Below are 18789 nucleotides of genomic sequence, written 5' to 3'. Positions count from 1 at the left end.
AACCCTGCGTGATGGCTCCGATACCCATCCGACTCCCCCGGAGGCACTGGATGTTGACAGCACGACGGCGTGTGGTGGCGACGGCTGCGGTGGTCCTTTCCGGATCCCTGCTCCTGGCCTCCTGCGGTGGCTCGGACAGCGGCTCTTCCGACGGCAAGACGCTGAAGCTGTGGCACTACGAGGGCCCGGACAGCGCGATGGGCGCCGCCTGGAACGAGGCCATCAAGGAGTTCGAGGCGAAGCACCCGGGCGTGAAGGTGAAGTTCGAGGAGAAGGGCTTCGAACAGATCCAGAAGACCGCGCCCATGGTGCTCAACTCCTCCGACGCGCCCGACATCATGGAGTACAACAAGGGCAACGCGACGGCGGGCCTGCTGTCCAAGCAGGGACTTCTCACCGATCTGACCGATGAGGTCACCAAGCGCGGCTGGGACAAGAAGCTCAGCGCGGGTGTGAAGACCACGAGCCAGTATGACGCGGGCGGCGTCATGGGCTCCGGCAAGTGGTACGGAGTGCCCAATTACGCCGAATACACCATGGTCTTCTACAACAAGGACCTGTTCAAGAAGTACGGGATCGCCGAGCCGAAGACGTTCGACGACCTGACCGCCGCGATGGACAAGTTCGTCGCCAAGGGCATCACCCCGCTCGCCAACTCGGGCGCCGAGTACATGGCCCAGCAGTACCTGTACCAGCTCGCACTGTCGAAGGCCGACCGCTCCTGGGTCGACAAGTACGAGCTGTACAAGGGCAAGACCGACTTCCACGACGCGGCCTGGACGTACGGCGCGACCACCTTCGCCGACTGGGTGAAGAAGGGCTACATCAGCAAGACGTCCAGCGGCACCAAGGCCGAGGACGCGGGCGTGGCCTTCATCCAGGGCAAGAACCCGATCCTGTTCAGCGGAAGCTGGTGGTACGGGCGCTTCAAGACGGAGAACAAGTTCGACTGGGGCACCATGCTCTGGCCCGGCTCCAACCTCACCCTCGGGTCCGGCGGCAACCTCTGGGTCGTGCCCAAGGGCGCCAAGAACAAGGACCTCGCCTACGACTTCATCGACATCACCATGTCGCCGAAGATCCAGAACCTGCTGGGCAACAAGGGCGGCGTCCCGGTCGCGGCCGACCCGAACGCCATCACCGACCCGCAGTCCAAGACCCTCATCGCGAACTTCAACACGCTCTCCCAGCGCGACGGCCTCGCCTTCTACCCCGACTGGCCCGTCCCCGGCTTCTACGACACCCTCGTCTCCGAGACGCAGAAGCTGATCACGGGCAGCGAGCAGCCGGACGCCTATCTCAGCGCGCTGCAGAAGGCGTACGACCAGGGCGCGCCCAAGCAATGACGATCACCGTCGAACGGGGCGCGCGGGCCGTCGGCAAGCGCCCGCACACCGGCCCGCGCCGCCCCCGCTCCCAGACCTCGTACGCGCTCTTCCTGCTCCCCGGCGTGCTCGCGTTCCTCCTCGTGATCATCGTCCCGTTCCTGATGAACACGGGCGTCAGCTTCACCGAGTGGAGCGGCATCGGCTCGCCGAAGTGGACGGGGCTCGACAACTACCGCCGGCTGCTGGACGACAGCGAGTTCTGGGCGTCGTTCCGGCACAGCCTGTTCATGGTCGTCGCCATGGCGGTCGTGCCGACGATGATCGGACTCGTCCTCGCGGCCGCGCTGTTCGACTACATCGGCAAGCACTTCGGCAGCAAGGTGGCCGCCGTGCTGCGCGCCTGCTTCTACCTGCCGCAGGTGCTGCCGATCGCGGTGGCGGGCATCGTCTGGAGCTGGATCCTCGCCCCCGACAACGGCTCGCTGAACGCGCTGCTGAAGGCGGTCGGTCTCGGCTCCTGGCAGCAGGACTGGCTCGGCGACCCGGACATCGCCCTCTACAGCGTCATGGGGGTGATGGTGTGGGTGCAGCTCGGCTTCCCGCTGGTCGTCTTCATGGCGGGGCTACAGCGCGTCGACCCGCAGCTGTACGAGGCGGCGGAACTGGACGGCGCCGGCTGGTGGCGCCGCTTCTGGCACATCACGCTGCCGCAGATCAGGCCGGAGATCTATGTGGTGCTGACCTGGTGCACGGTCGCGGCGCTGAAGGTGTTCGGGGCGGTCTACGTGCTGACGAAGGGCGGCCCCGGCGGGGCGACCGACGTCCCGTCCTACTTCTCCTTCACCACCTTCTTCGAGAAGACGCAGGCCGGGTACGGCGCCGCGATCTCCACCGTCCTCACCGTGATCATCCTGCTCCTCGCGATGGTGGGCCTGAAGCTCCAGACCCGCGCCGAGGACGCCGAGGAAGGGGCTCGCGCATGACCGCCGTACGCACCGAGATCCGCACGCGGCCCCGCACGGTCCTCGGCCGCTACCCCGTTCTCGTCGCCCTGTGCATCGCGGCCCTGTTCATGGTGCTGCCGTTCCTGATCGTCGCCGTCAACGCCGTGAAGTCCCCCGCCGAGTACTCCCAGCACGGGCCGCTGAGCCTGCCCAGGGGCCTGTACCTGGACGGTCTGAAGGACTTCTGGCAGCGCGTCGACTACGGCCGGAAGCTCCTCAACTCCGTTCTCATCAGCGGGTCGGTGGCCGTCCTGGCGGCGGTGCTGTCCGTGCTGAACGCCTACGCGATCGGCATCGGCCGCATCAAGGGACGCACCTGGGTGCTGGCCTTCTTCGTGCTCGCCAACGTGCTGCCGCAGGAGGCGCTGGTCTACCCGCTGTACTACCTGAGCAAGCAGGCCGGCCTCTACGACACCCGGCTGAGCGTGATCATCGTCTTCACGGTGATCCAGGCCGCCTTCGGCACCTATCTGCTCGCCTCGGTCCTCGGGCAGTTCCCGCGGGAGATCATCGAGGCCGCCCGGATCGACGGGGCGAACAAGTGGCAGGTGCTGTGGCGGATCGTGGTCCCGGTCAGCCGGCCCACGATCGGGGTACTGCTCGTCTTCTTCTTCATCTGGACGTGGAACGAGTTCCTGCTGCCCCTGGTCATGCTGATCTCCAACGACAACCAGACGGTGTCGGTGGCGCTCGGCGTCCTGCAGGGCCAGCGCCTGATGGACGCCACGATGACCAACGCCGCCGCCCTGCTGGGCGTGTTGCCCGCCATCGTCTTCTTCCTCGTCTTCCAGCGGACTCTCACCCGCGGCATCGCCGTGGGTGCCGTCAAGTAGGGGGCACGCTTGAAGTTCACCGACGGCTACTGGCTGCTGCGCGAAGGCGTCACCGCGGCCCACCCGGTGCAGGTCCTGGACGTGACCACGCCCCCGGGAGCCCTGGAGATCCATGCGCCGACCCAGCCCATCCGCCACCGCGGCGACCTGCTGAAGGGACCGGTCGTGACGATCAGCGCGCACGCGCCGATGCCGGACGTCATCGGCCTCACCTTCACGCACTTCGAGGGCGAGCAGCCCCGGGGGCCGAGGTTCGAGATCCAGCGGGACGACGCCTTCTCCCCGCACGCCGAGTACGACGAGGAGACGGCCACTCTCACCGCGGGCGCCCTGGCCGTCCGGGTCGCCCGCACCGGCCCCTGGCACGTCGAGTTCCTCGCCCACGGCCGCACCCTCACCACCAGCGGCCCCAAGAGCATGGGCATCATGCGTGACGCCACCGGCGCCCACTACCTGCGCGAGCAGCTGGGCCTCGGGGTCGGCACGTCGGTCTACGGCCTCGGTGAACGCTTCGGGCCGCTGGTGAAGAACGGCCAGGTCGTCGACATCTGGAACGCGGACGGCGGCACCGCCACCGAACAGGCCTACAAGAACGTCCCGTTCTTCCTGACGGACGCGGGCTACGGCGTCTTCGTCGACCACCCGGGCAAGGTGTCCTTCGAGGTCGGCTCGGAGGCGGTCTCGCGGGTCCAGTTCAGCGTGGAGAGTCAGCAGTTGACGTACTACGTCATCTACGGGCCCACCCCGAAGGACATCCTGCGCAAGTACACCGCCCTCACCGGCCGCCCGGCCCTGCCGCCCGCCTGGTCGTTCGGCCTGTGGCTGTCGACCTCCTTCACCACCTCCTACGACGAGGCCACCGTCACCTCCTTCATCGACGGCATGAAGGAACGCGAACTGCCGCTGTCGGTCTTCCACTTCGACTGCTTCTGGATGCGCGAGTTCAACTGGTGCGACTTCCAGTGGGACCCGCGGGTCTTCCCCGACCCGGAGGGCATGCTGAGCCGGCTGAAGGAGCGCGGGCTGCGGGTGTGCGTGTGGATCAACCCCTACATCGCGCAGCGCTCCCCCCTCTTCGCGGAGGGCAAGGCCCTCGGCCATCTGCTGAAGAAGCCGGACGGCAGCGTGTGGCAGTGGGACCTGTGGCAGCCGGGCATGGCCCTGGTCGACTTCACCAGCCCGGACGCCCGCGACTGGTACGCCGCCAAGCTGGAGGCGCTGCTCGCCCAGGGCGTCGACTGCTTCAAGACCGACTTCGGGGAGCGCATCCCGGTCGACGTGGCCTACGCGGACGGCTCGGACCCGGAGCGGATGCACAACTACTACACGTACCTGTACAACCGCACCGTCTTCGAGGTGCTGCGCAAGCACCGCGGTGAGCAGGAGGCCGTGGTCTTCGCCCGCTCGGCGACCGCGGGCAGCCAGAAGTTCCCCGTGCACTGGGGCGGCGACTGCGAGGCCACCTACGAGTCGATGGCCGAGTCGCTGCGCGGCGGGCTCAGCCTCGGTCTGTCGGGCTTCGGGTTCTGGAGCCATGACATCGGCGGCTTCGAGGGCACGCCGACCCCGGCGCTGTTCAAGCGGTGGCTGGCCTTCGGGCTGCTGTCCTCGCACAGCCGGCTGCACGGCAGCTCCTCCTACCGGGTGCCGTGGCTGTTCGACGAGGAGTCCGTGGACGTGCTGCGGCACTTCACCCGGCTCAAGCTGCGCCTGATGCCGTATCTGTACGAGGCCGCGCGCACCGCGCAGGCCGAGGGCGTGCCGGTGATGCGGGCGATGGTGCTGGAGTTCCCGGACGACCCCGGCTGCGCGCACCTGGAGCGGCAGTACATGCTCGGCCCGGACCTGCTGGTCGCGCCGGTCTTCAGCGACGAGGGGGACGTCTCCTACTACGTGCCCGAGGGCACGTGGACCGACTACCTGACCGGGCGGACGGTGACCGGGCCGCGCTGGGTGCGGGAGCGGCACGGGTTCTCCAGCGTTCCGCTGCTGGTCAGGCCGGGTGCGGTGATACCGGTCGGCGCGGTGGACGACCGCCCCGACTATCCGTACGCCGACGGGGTCACCCTGCGCGCGTTCAGGCTGGAGCAGGGCGCGCAGGTGACGGTGCCGGTCGGGGACGTGACCTTCACCGTCGTCCGGGAGGGGAAGACGCTGCGGGCCTCCTGCGGTGATCCCCGGGCGCCCTGGGCCCTGGCGAGCGGGGAGCGGACCGCCCGCGCGGCGGCGGGCACCGGGTTCCTGTCGCTGGAGCTGGAGTCGGCGTCGGAGTCGGAGTCGGAGTGATGGTTCCTCCCCCCACAGGAGCTGGACTGACATGGTGAAGATCACGGACGTGGCCCGGCACGCGGGGGTCTCCCCCAGCACCGTCTCCTACGCCCTCAGCGGCAAGCGCCCCATCTCCGAGGAGACCCGGCTGCGCATCGAGGAGGCCATCCGCGAGCTGGGCTACCGCCCGCACGCCGGCGCCCGCGCGCTGGCCAGCAGCCGGTCCAACGTGCTGGCGCTGGTGATGCCGCTGCGCTCCGGGATCAACGTCCCGGTGGTCATGCAGTTCGCGGTGTCCGTCGTCACCGCCGCGCGCCGGCACGACCACGACGTGCTGCTGCTCACCCAGGAGGAGGGCGAGGACGGGCTGCGGCGCGTGGCGGACACGGCGTTGGTGGACGCGCTGATCGTGATGGACGTCCAGTTGCACGATCCTCGGCTCCCGCTGCTGCGGGCCCTGGACCGGCCGTCCGTGCTGATCGGTTTCCCTGCCTCCGCGCAGGGGCTCACCTGCATCGACCTCGACTTCATGGCGGCGGGCGAACTGTGCGTGGAGCACCTGGCGGGGCTCGGGCACCGGGTGGTCGCGCTGGTCGGGTCGCCGCCGGAGGTGTACGTGCGGGGCACCGGGTTCGCGCAGCGGGTGGTGCAGGGGTTCACTGCGGCGGCCGACCGGCACCGGCTGGTGTCGCCGGTGCACCCCTGCGAGGCCGCGCCTGCCGCCGCGCGCGGGGTCGCCGAGCGGCTGCTGCGCGAACAGCCCGCGCTGACCGGGGTGGTCGTGCACAACGAGGCGGTGCTCGAGCCGCTGATCGACGCCTTCGAGTCGCTCGGCCTGCGCGTACCCGGCGATCTGTCCGTGACCGCGATCTGCCCGGAGGAGCAGGCCGCCGACGCCCGGGTGCCGGTCACGTCCGTCGCCGTCCCGTCCGCCGAGGTGGGTGAGCGGGCGGTGGAGCTGCTGATGCAGAAGCTGGGCGGCTCGGCCGTTCCGGAGGCCACCCTGCTCGTCCCGCACCTCACGCTCCGCGCGAGCACCGCACCGCGCTCAGCACCCTGAAGCCCGGAAGGCGCGAAGCCGCAGAACCCAGGCATTCGACCCGTTTCGTCACTTGCAAGGCCCTGACCGAAGGAGCCGTGGCATGAATGGCACGCGAGGAAGACGCAGAACCACCCTGGCCGTGGCGCTCGCCCTGATCGCGGGGCTCGGCGCCACCGTCCCCGCCCAGGCCGACGACCCCGCCTACCCCTTCCGCAACCCGAACCTCCCCGTCGAGAAGCGCGTGGACGACCTCCTCTCCCGCCTCACCCTCGACGAGAGGATCTCCCTCCTCCACCAGTACGAACCCGCGATCCCCCGCCTCGGCATCCAGTCCTTCCGCACCGGCGCCGAAGCCCTGCACGGCGTGGCCTGGCTCGGCAGGACGACGGTCTTCCCCCAGGCGATCGGACTCGCCTCCACCTGGGACCCTTCGCTGATCCGCCAGGTCGGCTCGGCGGTCGGCGACGAGGCCCGCGGCTTCCAGCAGCAACGCCCTGCCGGCTGGGGCCTCAACCTGTGGGCGCCCGTGGCCAACCTGCTGCGGGACCCGCGCTGGGGCCGCAACGAGGAGGGCTACTCCGAGGACCCGTACCTCACCGGCTCGATCTCCACGGCCTACGGCACGGGCCTGACGGGCGGCGACCCGAACCACCTCAAGACAGCACCCACGATCAAGCACTTCCTCGCCAACAACAACGAGGAGCACCGCGACACCACGTCCTCCGAACTGCGCCCGCGCGTAATGAAGGAGTACGACGAGCAGGCGTTCAAGCCCGCGATCGAGGCGGACGCGGCGACGGGCGTCATGTCCTCGTACAACCTCGTCAACGGCCGCCCCAACACGGTGAACCCGGCCCTGAACGACACCGTGCGCACCTGGACCTCGCAGGACCTGCTGAACGTCACGGACGCCTACGCGCCCGGCAACCTGGTCGGCAGCCAGAAGTACTACGGCACCCAGACCGAGGCGGACGCGGCGGCGCTGAAGGCGGGCATCGACAGCTTCACCGACAACGACACGGACTCCGGGCCGACGACAACGGCGATCAAGTCGGCGCTGTCCTCGGGACTGTTGAAGGAGTCGGACGTCGACACCGCCGCACGGCATGTGCTGAGCATCCGGGTCCGGCTCGGCGAGTTCGACCCGGGCGGCGGCAGGTACGGCTCCATCGACGCGTCCGTCATCGACAGCCCGGCGCACCGAGCGCTGGCCCGCAAGGCGGCGACCGAGGCGGCGGTGCTGCTGAAGAACGACGGCGCGCTGCCGCTGAGGAAGTCGGGGAGCGCGGCAGTGGTCGGCCCGCTCGCCGACACCCTCTACACCGACTGGTACTCGGGCAGCCTGCCGTACGCGGTGACGCCGAAGGACGGCATCGAGGCCAAGCTCGGCACGTCCGTGGCGAGCAGCGAGGGCGTGGACCGGATCGCGCTGAAGGACACGGCGACCGGCAAATACGTGACGGCCGGGGCGGGGGACGCGGGAGCGCCGCTGAAGGAGACGACGGAGAACGGCGCCGGCGCACAGTTCGACGTGTTCGACTGGGGCTCGGGAGTCGTCACCCTCCGCTCGGCCGCGAACGGGAAGTACGTCGGCTACAACTGGTCGAACTTCGTCAACGACCAGACGCAGCCCAACGGCTGGTTCGTGCAGCAGCAGTTCAAGCTGGAGCGGCAGGACGACGGGACGTACCTGCTCCGGTACGCGGGTTACGAGACCGGCGAGTCCTGGTGGTCGAACCCGGTGTACCTGGGCCCGGTGGACGCCGACGGCACACTCGGCCTGGTGGCCAGGGACAAGGCCGCGCACTACGCGAAGGACGTGGTCCGCAGCGGCGTCGACGAGGCGGTCGACGCGGTCAAGGGCAGGGACACGGCCGTGGTGGTGGTCGGCTCGATGCCGGCGATCAACGGGCGCGAGGCCCACGACCGCACGGACATGGGCCTGGCCCCGTCGCAGGAGGCGCTGGTCAAGGCGGTCCGCAAGGCCAACCCGAAGACGGTGGTCGTGGTCGAGAACAGCTACCCCACCACGCTGGGCGCGCTGCAGAAGGAGGTCCCGGCCCTGCTGTGGACGACGCACGCGGGCCAGGAGACGGGCAACGCGCTGGCCGACCTGCTGTACGGCGACGCGAACCCGGCCGGCCGCCTGACACAGACCTGGTACCGCTCACAGTCGGACCTGCCGTCGATCCTGGACTACGACATCATCAAGTCGAACCGGACGTACCTCTACTACAAGGGGCAGCCGCTCTACCCCTTCGGCTACGGACTGTCGTACACGACGTTCCGTTACGGCGGGCTGAAGCGGGTCTCCGACGGCTACGAGGTGAAGGTCACCAACACGGGCCGCCGGGCCGGTGACGAGGTGGTCCAGCTGTACGTCCACCAGCGGGAATCCCGCGACAAGCAGCCGCTGAAGCAGCTGAAGGCGTACGAACGGGTGTCGCTGAAGCCGGGCGAGACGAAGACGGTCCGTCTGAAGCTTCGGGATGCGGACCTTGCGCACTGGGACGTCACGCGCTCGAAGTGGGTCGTGGAAACGGGCACGTACGACGTGATGGCCGGCGCGTCGTCGACGGACATCCGCGCCCGGACGTCGCTGAGGGCACGGGGCGAGACGATCCCGCCTCGGGACCTGTCGGCGGTGACGCGGGCCGAGAACTTCGACGACTACAGGGCGATCAGCCTGGTCGACGAGTCGAAGGCGAGCGGGACGGCGGTGTCGGCCACGGCCGACGGAGCGTGGCTGAAGTTCGCGGACACGCGGCTGGGGTCGCGGGCTTCGACGCTGACGGCGCGACTGGCGGGCGCGGCCGGAACGCTGGAGGTACGGCTGGGCTCACCGACGGGCCCGCTGGTGGGCACGGCGCACTTCGACGGAACGTCGTCGCCGTACACGTACGACACGGTGACGGCTCCGCTGACGGGAGCGAAGGGGCGCACGGACGTGTACCTGGTCCTGAGCAAGGGACTGCGGCTGTCGACGTTCACGCTTGGCTGACGCACCGAACCGCGTACCGGATCACCCGAGCCGGTACGCGGCGCACGCGTTTCACCTGACGTCCGGCTCCTGGAGAAAACGAAGCAGCACGGCGGCCTCCGCTCTCAACTGCGAGGCTCGGTCGGCATGCCGGGGAGTGGTCAACTGGTCCGCGGCCTCCAGCCGCTCGGTGACCTCTGCCCGCACGATGTCCGCCACGGCTCGCTCGCTCAGCTCACGACGCTGTGCCTCGGCGACGCCGACACCGACCGGCGACTCCTCAAGGGCTGTGCCGCGCAGCTCGGCTTCGCCCACCGGTGCCGCCTCGGCGTTGTCCAACGCGGCGAGCGTGGCGCGCAGGGCGCTCACCGCGACCTTGTCGCGGGCGCGCATCGCTTCCGGGAGGGCTTGTCGCATGCGGACACGTAAGGTCATGCCGCTGACTGTATGGTCTGGCCCCTGGGCCGACAACGCGCCGATTTGGCGACTGCTTCACATCCGCTGGGGTGTGCGGATCGAGTCGCGCACCTGAGCGACCCGGGCGCGCACCGCCGCGGGCTGCGTTCGGGTCGGGCCCGGAGGCGTGCCGCCGCCTCCGCCACGACAGGCTCGGCAGAGACCGCCGGGCAAGACCTCCGGACGGCCCGGGACCCCGCAGTCGATGAGTCTGCGCTGTACGAACGCCCGCGGCGAGTAGACCTGATCGGGCAGGCCGGCCAGGAGGACTTGCGTGAGGTACTCCGGAGTCGTGCCGCGAGCCAGCCAGTCCTCGGCCAGCTGCTCCAGGTCGGAGCAGTCGCTGGAGGAAAGGGCGAGGCGGTGGTCCAGCAGGCCGAGTCGGGCGAGGGCGGCGTGAGCGGCGGAGGGGTGACCCGACGTATGGAAGTGCGACACTTCCGGCTGGACTGTTGCAGTGGGGGTGACCCTGGGTTCGGAGGGGCTCGCGGACGCCGTGTCACCGTCGAGGAACCGGGCCCACCAATCGTCGTCACGTGGGGTGCGCGGCCAGTAGGTGTGGAAGACCCAGCGTGTGCCGGCGGTGGCGGTACCCGCTTCGCCGCCGAGCTCGACACGACGACGCACCCGACGCAGGTGCCCGGCCTTGCTGAGCTCGTTGAGCGCGGATCGGACGGCCTGTCGCCCGTAGAGAGGCTGGAACTTGGCGATGGTCTTGGCGTCCATGGCCGCGTTCTCGGGGAGACGGTCGAGCAGGCACCGCCGGGCCGCGAGATCCGGGCCCGCTGCGTCCTGAAGGCGAACCGCCTCCACGTCTCGGTGACGGACGCGAACGACACCCTGCCCACACCCCGCGACGCGTCACCGGACGACGAGTCCGGCCGGGGCCTGACCCTCGTGGCGGCGCTGGCGGACGACTGGGGCGCGGAACCGCGCCCGGGCGGCATCGGCAAGACGGTCTGGTTCGAACTCCCCGTTCGCCCTTTCCCATCCGCCCTTTCCATGGATCGGCAGGGTTGATCGCCAGAAGGCTGCCGCACTACGGACAAGCGCCGCAGCCCGGACGCAAGCCGGTCCGCCTCGCGGCGGCCCCCGCAGACCTGAGCCGCATCATCCGCGAGCTGGACCGGCAGGGCCTCGTCCGCGCACCGGCTCAGCCGAGCCCCCAGGCCCGTCCGAGCCGGTAGGCGGCGCACAGGTTCACGTCGAGGAAGTAGGAGCCGGCCGCCCCGCACTGCTCGCTCCCCGTCCCGGGGTCGACGGGCTGGCCGTGCCCCATGCCGGTGATGCTGTACGTCTCCACGACGGCGTTCCCGGCCGGGTCCCGGAAGACCTGGTGGGGATACCCGGCGACGGTGTCGCTCACGTCGGCGACCTGATCCGCCCCGTGGACATCGGTCCACTGCTTCATCAGATCGGTCATGTTGACGGGCTTGACGGTGTAGTCGGCCGTCCCCTGGAAGACCGTGAGCGTCGGCCAGGGCCCGCCGTACCCCGGGCGGGCGGCCCGCACCCGGTCGCCCCACTGCTTGGGGGTCTGGGCGGCGCCGACGTACATGCACACGTACGGCGACCCGGCGGCCTGCGCGCACCCGTACGCCAGCCCGGCGACGACCCCGCCCCCCGCGAACTTCTCCGGGTAGGTCGCCATCATCACGGCGGTCATGCCGCCCCCAGCCGACAGCCCGGTGACGTACACACGCGCCGGGTCACCGGAGACGTCGGCGAGCTGCCGATCGACCATCTGCGCGATCGACGCGGCCTCACCCTGGCCGCGCTCGATGTCCCCGCTCTGGAACCAGTCGAAGCAGTTCGAGGGGTTGTTGCTGCTTTGCTGCTGCGGCAGGACCACGGAGAACCCCCACCGGTCGGCGAGCTGCATCCACCCGCTGCCGGTGCCGTACCCGGCGGCGTCCTGGGTGCACCCGTGCAACGCGACGACGACGGGCCGCCCGGCGGGGAGCCCACTGGGGACATACCGGAACATGCGCAGCGCACCGGGATTGCTCCCGAATCCGGTGACTTCCTGGAGGGAGGCCGCCGTGGCTGTGCCCGGCGTCAGGAAGGCGGCGAGGAGAGCGACCAGGAGACTCGCCAGGACGAAGTAGCGACGTGCGGCTCTGGTGTGCGTCATGCCGGGGACCGTAGGAACAGACGCCCTCCACCGATATAGGACGGGACACCACAACAAGCGCACTGCCTGTGTGCGTCCGTGGTCGTCGATACGGGTGCTGCCCTGGCGGTCGCCGCTGTTACTCCCCCTCCGCTGTGCCGAAGGACATTGAGTGGCGCCTACCCCTGAGTGGCGCCTACCCCGTCACACCGGCAGCGTGAGCCGGGCCCGCTGAGTCCTGAAGGCGGACCGCCTCCGCATCTCGGTGACGGACGCGAACGGCACGCTGCCCACACCCCGCGACGCATCACCGAACGACGAGTGCGGCAGAGGCCTGGCCTGCTGGCGGACGACTGGGGAGCGGAAACCCGCCTCGGCGGCATCGGCAAGACAATGTGACGCCGAGAATGGTTCCCGTGCTGTTGTCCGCCCCCGCCAGTACCGTAGGCGGCAGAGAGCACCCGACGAAGGAGCCTCACGTGACCACCCAGCCTGATCACGGGCAAGAGCTGATCCCTCGACCGGAACGAACCCCCGAGGCCGTCCGTGTCGCGCTGGCCCGCGTCGCTCCGCACCGGATCAGTGACATGGAGCGACACAAGGAACAGGCCCTCACCGCCGCCATCGCGGACGGAAAGATCGGCCACCTCAGGCACTGGCTCGCTTATTGGCAGGCACAGGTCGAGATCGAACGACGCCCTGACCTATCCGCCCGCTACCGCGCCGCACTCACCGCAGTGCACGGCACGAGCAGCAACGACGACCCCGCATTCCGATCCGCCATGAACGAGCTGGCCGCCGTCGAAGCTGAGGCCCAGCAGGCGGTGTCCGCGTGACCTGGCAGTGGGAGTACGACCCGAACGAGCAGCATGTTGCGGGCGGCGCCCCTCCCGCGTTCGTCGCCGAGGTCGAGAAGAAGGCAGACGAACTGGTCCGCGCCGCAGCAGCGTTCTACCTCGACGGCACCACATACCAGGGAGAAGGGCCGAAGGGAGGTTTCGCCCACGTGCCCGGGGGCTTCTTCAACTACCTGATCGTCCCTCGCCACGAACGGCTCTACATCATGCAGGTGACCTTCCTCTGATCGCCGGGGCCGACCGACGTCGTCCTACTCGGCCGCGGTGAGTCCGACGATGCCGAAGATCTCACCACTGTGCGGGCGGTCCACAGCGGCAGGGCTCCCGGCGCCATCCGAAGTTGGCCGGAACGCGCCTCTCCTGTCTTGCGCACGGCAAAGGCCCCGCCGCTCGAAAGCGACGGGGCCTCGCCCACATGGGGTTCAGGAGGCCGGGGCCTCCCGATCGTGGAGATGGCGGGAATCGAACCCGCGTCCAACGGTGAAGAATCAGGGCTTCTCCGTGTGCAGTCCGCTGTGCTTTTCTCGGCCCCGGAGATCACGCGGACAAGTCTCCGACGGGCCCAGTCACTGTGTGGTTTCCCTCTTCACCCCGTGACCGGGATCAAGGTTTAGTTCCCTAGCTGATGCCAGGATCCGGGTCGGGAACACCCCCGGGCTGACACTCCCTTTAGTAGGGCAGCTGCTGCTCGCTACCTAGATCAGGCAGCGAGGGCCAGCTGGCCCTGGGAGAGATCGCGCTTGGAATTGGCGATTATTTTTTTCGGCCTGTGGTTTACGAGATCATGGCCGCTTCCTCGACACGCTTCCCCTGCTTCGACAGCCGCTGTCGAAACCGATCATCCCCATGTTGATTTTTCAATCGGCGCCCCTCTCGAGGAGGGACTCGCACCGGCTACGCGGTGCGGACGCCATCGTACGGGATCAACGCATCCCGTCGCCAGCGTATTCCCGGCGGTCACTCCGCCGTGGTACCCGGTTCAACACCAACGGGTGCCCGGTTCTTCCCGGCTCACGCCGGTGTTCCCGCTCGACGTCGCTGTCCCCGCTCGACGCCGCTGTTCCCGCTCACGCCCGCTGCCGGCGGCGCACCGCCGACATCGCCCGCTCCGCCTCGCGGCGGTCCTGCTTCTCGCGGAGCGTCTGCCGCTTGTCGTACTCCTTCTTGCCCTTCGCCAGCGCGATCTCGACCTTGGCGCGGCCGTCCTTGAAGTACAGGGACAGGGGCACGATGGTGTGGCCCGTCTCCTGCGCCTTGGACTCCAGCTTGTCGATCTCGTCGCGGTGCAGCAGCAGCTTCCGCTTGCGGCGGGCGCTGTGGTTGGTCCAGGTGCCCTGGCTGTACTCCGGCACGTGCACGTTGTACAGCCACGCCTCGTGCCCGTCGAGCTGCACGAAGCCGTCGACCAGCGACGCCCGCCCCTGGCGCAGCGACTTCACCTCGGTGCCCATGAGGACGAGACCGGCCTCGTAGGTGTCGAGGATGTGGTAGTCGTGCCGCGCCTTCTTGTTCTGCGCGATCAGCTTGCGCCCTTTTTCCTTAGCCATAGTGCCGACCATTTTCGCACTACAGGGGGGTGTGCGGGGAAGTCGATTACGTGGCGTCGCGGCGCGTCGCTAGGAGGCGTCGCCCAGGCCGCCGAGCACCGTCTCGGCCCGCTGGAGTGCCCCGTCGTCGGCCTCCAGGTCGGGGGTGATGCCACGGCCGTCGACGCTGCGGCCCGCGGGGGTGCGGTAGTGGCCGACGGTCAGCTCGGCGACGGAGCCGTCCGGGAGGCGGCTCGGCATCTGGATGGAGCCCTTGCCGAAGGTGCGGGTGCCCACCACCACCGCCCGGCCGCGGTCCTGGAGGGCACCGGTGAGCAGTTCGGCCGCGCTCATGGTGCCGCCGTCGACGAGCGCGACCAGGGGTCTGCTGGTGTCGCCGCCGGGCTCGGCGTGCAGGACGCGCTGGTCACCGTCGACGTCGTAGGTCCCCACCAGCCCGCCGTCGAGGAAGGCGGACGCGGCGGTGACGGCCTCGGCGACGAATCCCCCGGAGTTGCCGCGCAGGTCGAGCACGATCCCGCCGCCCTTGGGCGCCCGGTCGACGGCGTCCCGTACGCGGTCCCCCGAGCCCTTGGTGAACGCGGTGACCTTGATCAGGGTGACGCCCCGGGCGAGGCGGCGCACGGTCACCGAGTCCGTGGACAGCCGGGCCCGGCGCAGCACCTCGCTCCAGGTGTGCGTGCCGCGCTGCAGTCCGAGCCGTACCCGGGAGCCGGCCCCCGCGTCGTCGGCGTCGCCGCGCAGCAGGGAGACGACCTCGGTGACGGGCCTGCCGGTGACGTCCTCGCCGTCGACGCCGCGCAGCAGGTCGCCCTTGCGGATCCCGGCGCGGGCCGCGGGCGAGCCGGGCTGCACCCGGGTCACCTCGATCCGCCCGTCGCTCTCCCGCCGGGCCGACAGCCCCACGCCGGTGTACTGGCCGTCGAGGGCCTCCTCCAACTCCTCGTACTCGCCCTGGGAGTAGACGGCGCTCCACCGGTCGCCGCTGCGGCTGACCGCGCGCTCGGCGGCCTCCATCGGGGACTTGCCGTCGGCCATCGCCCGCTCGGCGGCCTCGGTGACGTCGTCGTGGCCGGCCGGCACCACCGACTCCGTGGAGGGCTGTTTCGCGTCGCTCCCGCCGAACGAGCCGGTCGCGGCGCCGGCGACGAGGGCGCTCGCGAACACCAACGTCAGGGCCGCCCCGTGGCGGATGCGACGGGGCTGACAGAACAGGTCACGGCCTGACATGCCGGTGAGTCTAGGACAACGCAAGGGGGCGTACGGGCGGTTGCCCGTACGCCCCCATTGGCATGTGTCACACCTTCAGGTACTTGCGCAACGCGAAGAACGCGGCCAGCGCGGGCATCAGCAGGCTCGTGGCGAGTATCAGCGGCAGCTTGGTCAGGACGGCGTCCCAGCCGATGAAGTTGATCAGGTTGAGCTTGTGGGACAGGTCGAGGCCGTGGTCGATGATGAAGTACCGCGCGATCAGCAGGAATCCACAGGCGACCGTGCCACCGATGAGCCCGGCGACCGCGGCCTCCATGATGAACGGCGCCTGGATGTAGAAGCCGGAGGCGCCGACCAGACGCATGATGCCGGTCTCACGACGACGGCTGAAGGCGGAGACCCGCACCGTGTTGACGATCAGCATCAGCGCGACGACCAGCATCATCGCCATGACCGCGCGCGCGGCCCAGTTCATGCCGTTGAGCAGGCCGAAAAGGTTGTCCAGGATGCCCTTCTGGTCCTGCACCGACTGCACGCCGTCGCGGCCGTTGAAGGCGGACGCGATGACCTGGTACTGCTCCGGGTTCTTCAGCTTGATGCGGTACGACTCCTGCATCTGGTCCGGGGTGAGCGAACTGGCCAGCGGAGAGTCGCCGAACTGCTCCTTGTAGTGCTTGTAGGCCTCGTCCTGGGACTCGTAGGTGACCTTCTCGACGACCGACATCTTCTTCAGGTCAGAGAGGATCTGGTCCTTCTGCTCCTGGGTGACCGCGCCCTTGGAGCAGTTGGGGTCGGACTCCGCGTCGCTCTTGTTGCAGAGGAAGATCGAGACGTTGACCTTGTCGTACCAGTAGCCCTTCATCTGGTTGACCTGGTCGCTCATCAGCAGCGACCCGCCGAACAGGGCCAAGGAGAGTGCCACCGAGACGATCACCGCGAAGGTCATCGTCAGATTGCGGCGGAGACCGACACCGATCTCCGACAGAACGAACTGCGCGCGCATGGCGTCTGCTCAAGCCTTTCCGTGGAACTCAGTGCTGGTAGCCGTAGACGCCGCGCGCCTGGTCGCGGACGAGGCGGCCCTTCTCCAGCTCGATGACGCGCTTGCGCATCTGGTCCACGATGTTCTGGTCGTGGGTCGCCATCACCACGGTCGTGCCCGTCCGGTTGATCCGGTCGAGCAGCTTCATGATGCCGACGGAGGTCTGCGGGTCGAGGTTGCCGGTGGGCTCGTCGGCGATCAGCAGCTTGGGCCGGTTGACGAAGGCCCGCGCGATGGCCACGCGCTGCTGCTCACCGCCGGAGAGCTCGCCGGGCATTCGGTCCTCCTTGCCGCCGAGCCCGACGAGGTCGAGCACCTGGGGCACGGACTTGCGGATCTCGCCGCGCGACTTGCCGATGACCTCCTGCGCGAAGGCCACGTTCTCGGCGACCGTCTTGTTGGGCAGGAGCCGGAAGTCCTGGAAGACCGTCCCCAGCTGGCGGCGCATCTGCGGCACCTTCCAGTTGGAGAGGCGGGCGAGGTCCTTGCCCAGGACGTGCACCTGCCCGGTGCTGCACCGCTCCTCGCGGAGGATCAGCCGCAGGAAGGTGGACTTTCCGGAGCCGGAGGACCCCACGAGGAAGACGAACTCGCCCTTCTCCACCTCCAGGGAGACATCCCTGAGTGCGGGGCGGGTCTGCTTGGGGTAGACCTTGGAGACGTTGTCGAATCGGATCACGGATGCACCACGGGCCGTTGGGGGTATGTGAGCGTGACCATACGCGAACCGGGTGCAGGAGCGCAGTCGCCGGTCGTGGTTACGGGAGAGTTGCACGTTTTGTCATAGCCCCACGGGGTACGAAGGCGCGCTGTGACGCCCTCCACGGCCACAGGACCGGCGGAGCCCGCGCAGCGGCTCGCGGAACCTGGCACAGTGGAGTGGGAACTGTTGCGTTCCCGGAAACGTTGTGTACGTGTAAGCGGCACGAGGAGGGCGAGGCGCATGACGTACGACCGATTGGTGTGCGCGAACTGCGCGGCGCCCGTGAGCGAGGGCCGCTGTCCCGTGTGCCGCGCCAGCCGGGAGCGCCTTCAGCAGGAGAACCCCTGGTCGGGGCTGACGCCCGCGGCGCTGATCGCCCTGGTGGCGGTGCTGATCGCGGCGGTGGCGCTGCTGGCGCACCAGACGGCGTAGCGGAGCGGGGAAAAGACGGGTGTACGGGAAGGGCCCGGGGCGATGCCGCCCCGGGCCCTTCTCATGCAGTTCTCACACCTGCGGGTGAGGCTGTGCGCCCCTCGCTCAGGCGGCGGCTCCGCCGCGGCCGTTGATCAGGCGCGGCATCACACGGAAGCCGATACCGCCGGCGATCATCGTGGCGGCGCCGACCAGCAGGAACGCGGTCTGGCCGGCACCCGTCTCGGCCAGCTGCTTGCCGCTGCCCTGGGCGGAGGCGTCGGTGCCGCTGTCGGAGCCCGTGTCGGTCAGGACCGAGGAGCCCTTGCCCTGCTCGACGGGGCTGTTGCCGCCGCCGTCGGGGTTGGTGTTGTTGCCGCCACCGTTGTTGCCGTGGCCGTTCCCGTTCCCGTTCCCGTTCCCGTTCCCGTTGCCGCCGCCGTGGCCGTTGCCGCTGGAGGGAGGTGCCTCCGTCGGCTCGGTCGGGTTCCCGGTGGGCTGCTGCGGGTCGGTCGGCTCGCCCGGGGTGGTGGGCGGGGTCACGGGCGGAGTGACCGGCGGAGTGACCGGCGGCGTCTCCGGGATGCCGGTGCTGGTGGGCGGAGGCGGAGTGGTCGGGTCGTCGGCGCCGGTGTTGACGCCGACGCCGACACCGACACCGTTCTCTCCGGCGCTCGCGCCGATGGTGATGTCGAGCGCCGAGGCGGCACCCGCGGCGGTCAGCGACGCACCGGCGGCGATCACCGCACCGGCTGCTATCCGCGCCACCCGGATCCGCGTCTTCTTGGTCATCAGGCTGCTACCCCCAGTAGCTGATCGTCATTGGAGCAGCGTCCGGGGCGACGGCACCTCGGGGACGGCTGTGCTTTTGAGCGAGCCCCCCGGTTCACATGCGCCCCAGAGATACGCATGCCGCGCTTTACCCTTCCGAGTTTTCACAGCAACGTCAAGGTCGTTGCGGGCGCCATGTCCGATAACGCGTCTTTTACGGGA

18 protein-coding genes and 1 other RNA gene are annotated in these 18789 nt (G+C 69.3%); 10 read left to right on the top strand and 9 right to left on the bottom strand.

The features are described from left to right. The first annotated feature begins 50 nt into the window (after positions 1-50). The 6 genes from ACIRC0_RS22305 to ACIRC0_RS22280 all read left to right on the top strand — a co-directional run bounded on the left by ACIRC0_RS22305 (position 51) and on the right by ACIRC0_RS22280 (position 9476). Positions 51-1346, top strand: coding sequence for an ABC transporter substrate-binding protein (locus ACIRC0_RS22305; protein WP_403618108.1), 1296 nt, complete (start codon positions 51-53; stop codon positions 1344-1346). Further along, positions 1343-2311: a carbohydrate ABC transporter permease gene (locus tag ACIRC0_RS22300; protein WP_403618105.1), complete on the top strand. Its 969-nt coding sequence runs from the start codon at positions 1343-1345 to the stop codon at positions 2309-2311. The genes ACIRC0_RS22305 and ACIRC0_RS22300 overlap by 4 nt, the downstream gene beginning before the upstream one ends. After that, the gene (locus tag ACIRC0_RS22295; protein ID WP_403618102.1) at positions 2308-3165 is read left to right on the top strand and encodes a carbohydrate ABC transporter permease; all 858 of its coding nucleotides are present in this window, start codon (positions 2308-2310) and stop codon (positions 3163-3165) included. The genes ACIRC0_RS22300 and ACIRC0_RS22295 overlap by 4 nt, the downstream gene beginning before the upstream one ends. 9 nt (positions 3166-3174) lie before the next feature. Next, positions 3175-5451: an alpha-xylosidase gene (yicI, locus tag ACIRC0_RS22290; protein ID WP_403618099.1), complete on the top strand. Its 2277-nt coding sequence runs from the start codon at positions 3175-3177 to the stop codon at positions 5449-5451. A 31-nt stretch (positions 5452-5482) separates the two neighbouring features. Next, positions 5483-6493, top strand: coding sequence for a LacI family DNA-binding transcriptional regulator (locus ACIRC0_RS22285; RefSeq protein WP_403618097.1), 1011 nt, complete (start codon positions 5483-5485; stop codon positions 6491-6493). An 82-nt stretch (positions 6494-6575) separates the two neighbouring features. Then, a complete protein-coding gene (locus tag ACIRC0_RS22280; RefSeq protein ID WP_403618094.1) occupies positions 6576-9476 on the top strand; it encodes a glycoside hydrolase family 3 C-terminal domain-containing protein in 2901 nt (966 codons plus the stop codon). A 51-nt stretch (positions 9477-9527) separates the two neighbouring features. Here the strand turns inward: ACIRC0_RS22280 and ACIRC0_RS22275 are convergent, their stop codons facing one another. Next, positions 9528-9848, bottom strand: coding sequence for a hypothetical protein (locus tag ACIRC0_RS22275; protein WP_403619054.1), 321 nt, complete (start codon positions 9846-9848; stop codon positions 9528-9530). Positions 9849-9947: 99 nt separating this feature from the next. Next, positions 9948-10637, bottom strand: a complete 690-nt coding sequence (locus tag ACIRC0_RS22270) for a hypothetical protein (protein WP_403618091.1) — start codon at positions 10635-10637, stop codon at positions 9948-9950. Positions 10638-10730: 93 nt separating this feature from the next. On the opposite strand from ACIRC0_RS22270, the gene ACIRC0_RS22265 reads away from it, so the two are divergent. Beyond that, positions 10731-10931: an ATP-binding protein gene (locus ACIRC0_RS22265; RefSeq protein WP_403618075.1), complete on the top strand. Its 201-nt coding sequence runs from the start codon at positions 10731-10733 to the stop codon at positions 10929-10931. A 133-nt stretch (positions 10932-11064) separates the two neighbouring features. Here the strand turns inward: ACIRC0_RS22265 and ACIRC0_RS22260 are convergent, their stop codons facing one another. Then, positions 11065-12045: an alpha/beta hydrolase family esterase gene (locus tag ACIRC0_RS22260; protein WP_403618073.1), complete on the bottom strand. Its 981-nt coding sequence runs from the start codon at positions 12043-12045 to the stop codon at positions 11065-11067. Between the two features lie 458 nt (positions 12046-12503). Between ACIRC0_RS22260 and ACIRC0_RS22255 the strand changes: the two genes are divergently transcribed. Then, entirely contained in the window at positions 12504-12860 is a 357-nt protein-coding gene (locus ACIRC0_RS22255) for a hypothetical protein (RefSeq protein WP_403618070.1), read from the top strand. Continuing rightward, positions 12857-13108 (top strand): hypothetical protein, encoded by a 252-nt coding sequence (locus ACIRC0_RS22250; RefSeq protein WP_403618068.1) that lies wholly within the window; start codon positions 12857-12859, stop codon positions 13106-13108. Before ACIRC0_RS22255 ends, ACIRC0_RS22250 begins: the two co-directional genes overlap by 4 nt. Positions 13109-13325: 217 nt before the next feature. Here the strand turns inward: ACIRC0_RS22250 and ssrA are convergent. From ssrA to ftsE, 5 genes are all read right to left on the bottom strand, one after another. Further along, positions 13326-13727, bottom strand: a transfer-messenger RNA (tmRNA) gene (ssrA, locus tag ACIRC0_RS22245). Between the two features lie 221 nt (positions 13728-13948). Next, complete coding sequence (gene smpB / locus ACIRC0_RS22240) at positions 13949-14428, bottom strand: SsrA-binding protein SmpB (RefSeq protein WP_403618065.1); 480 nt, start codon at positions 14426-14428, stop codon at positions 13949-13951. Positions 14429-14497: 69 nt separating this feature from the next. Then, complete coding sequence (locus ACIRC0_RS22235; protein WP_403618062.1) at positions 14498-15658, bottom strand: S41 family peptidase; 1161 nt, start codon at positions 15656-15658, stop codon at positions 14498-14500. Between the two features lie 67 nt (positions 15659-15725). After that, a complete protein-coding gene (ftsX, locus tag ACIRC0_RS22230) occupies positions 15726-16643 on the bottom strand; it encodes a permease-like cell division protein FtsX (protein ID WP_200417704.1) in 918 nt (305 codons plus the stop codon). Between the two features lie 28 nt (positions 16644-16671). Next, positions 16672-17361, bottom strand: coding sequence for a cell division ATP-binding protein FtsE (ftsE, locus tag ACIRC0_RS22225; RefSeq protein ID WP_103841080.1), 690 nt, complete (start codon positions 17359-17361; stop codon positions 16672-16674). Positions 17362-17625: 264 nt separating this feature from the next. Here ftsE and ACIRC0_RS22220 point away from each other — a divergent pair, with 264 nt between their 5' ends. Further along, positions 17626-17817 (top strand): hypothetical protein, encoded by a 192-nt coding sequence (locus ACIRC0_RS22220; RefSeq protein ID WP_200417705.1) that lies wholly within the window; start codon positions 17626-17628, stop codon positions 17815-17817. Positions 17818-17922: 105 nt separating this feature from the next. Here the strand turns inward: ACIRC0_RS22220 and ACIRC0_RS22215 are convergent, their stop codons facing one another. Further along, entirely contained in the window at positions 17923-18588 is a 666-nt protein-coding gene (locus ACIRC0_RS22215; protein WP_403618057.1) for a hypothetical protein, read from the bottom strand. Positions 18589-18789: the final 201 nt, after the last annotated feature.

Origin of the sequence: Streptomyces sp. NPDC093984 (assembly GCF_044764595.1) — a bacterium.
GTDB classification, from domain to species: Bacteria; Actinomycetota; Actinomycetes; order Streptomycetales; family Streptomycetaceae; genus Streptomyces; species Streptomyces cynarae.
The sequence above is the reverse complement of the archived record's forward strand: the minus strand, read 5'-3'. Positions and strand labels throughout refer to the sequence as shown.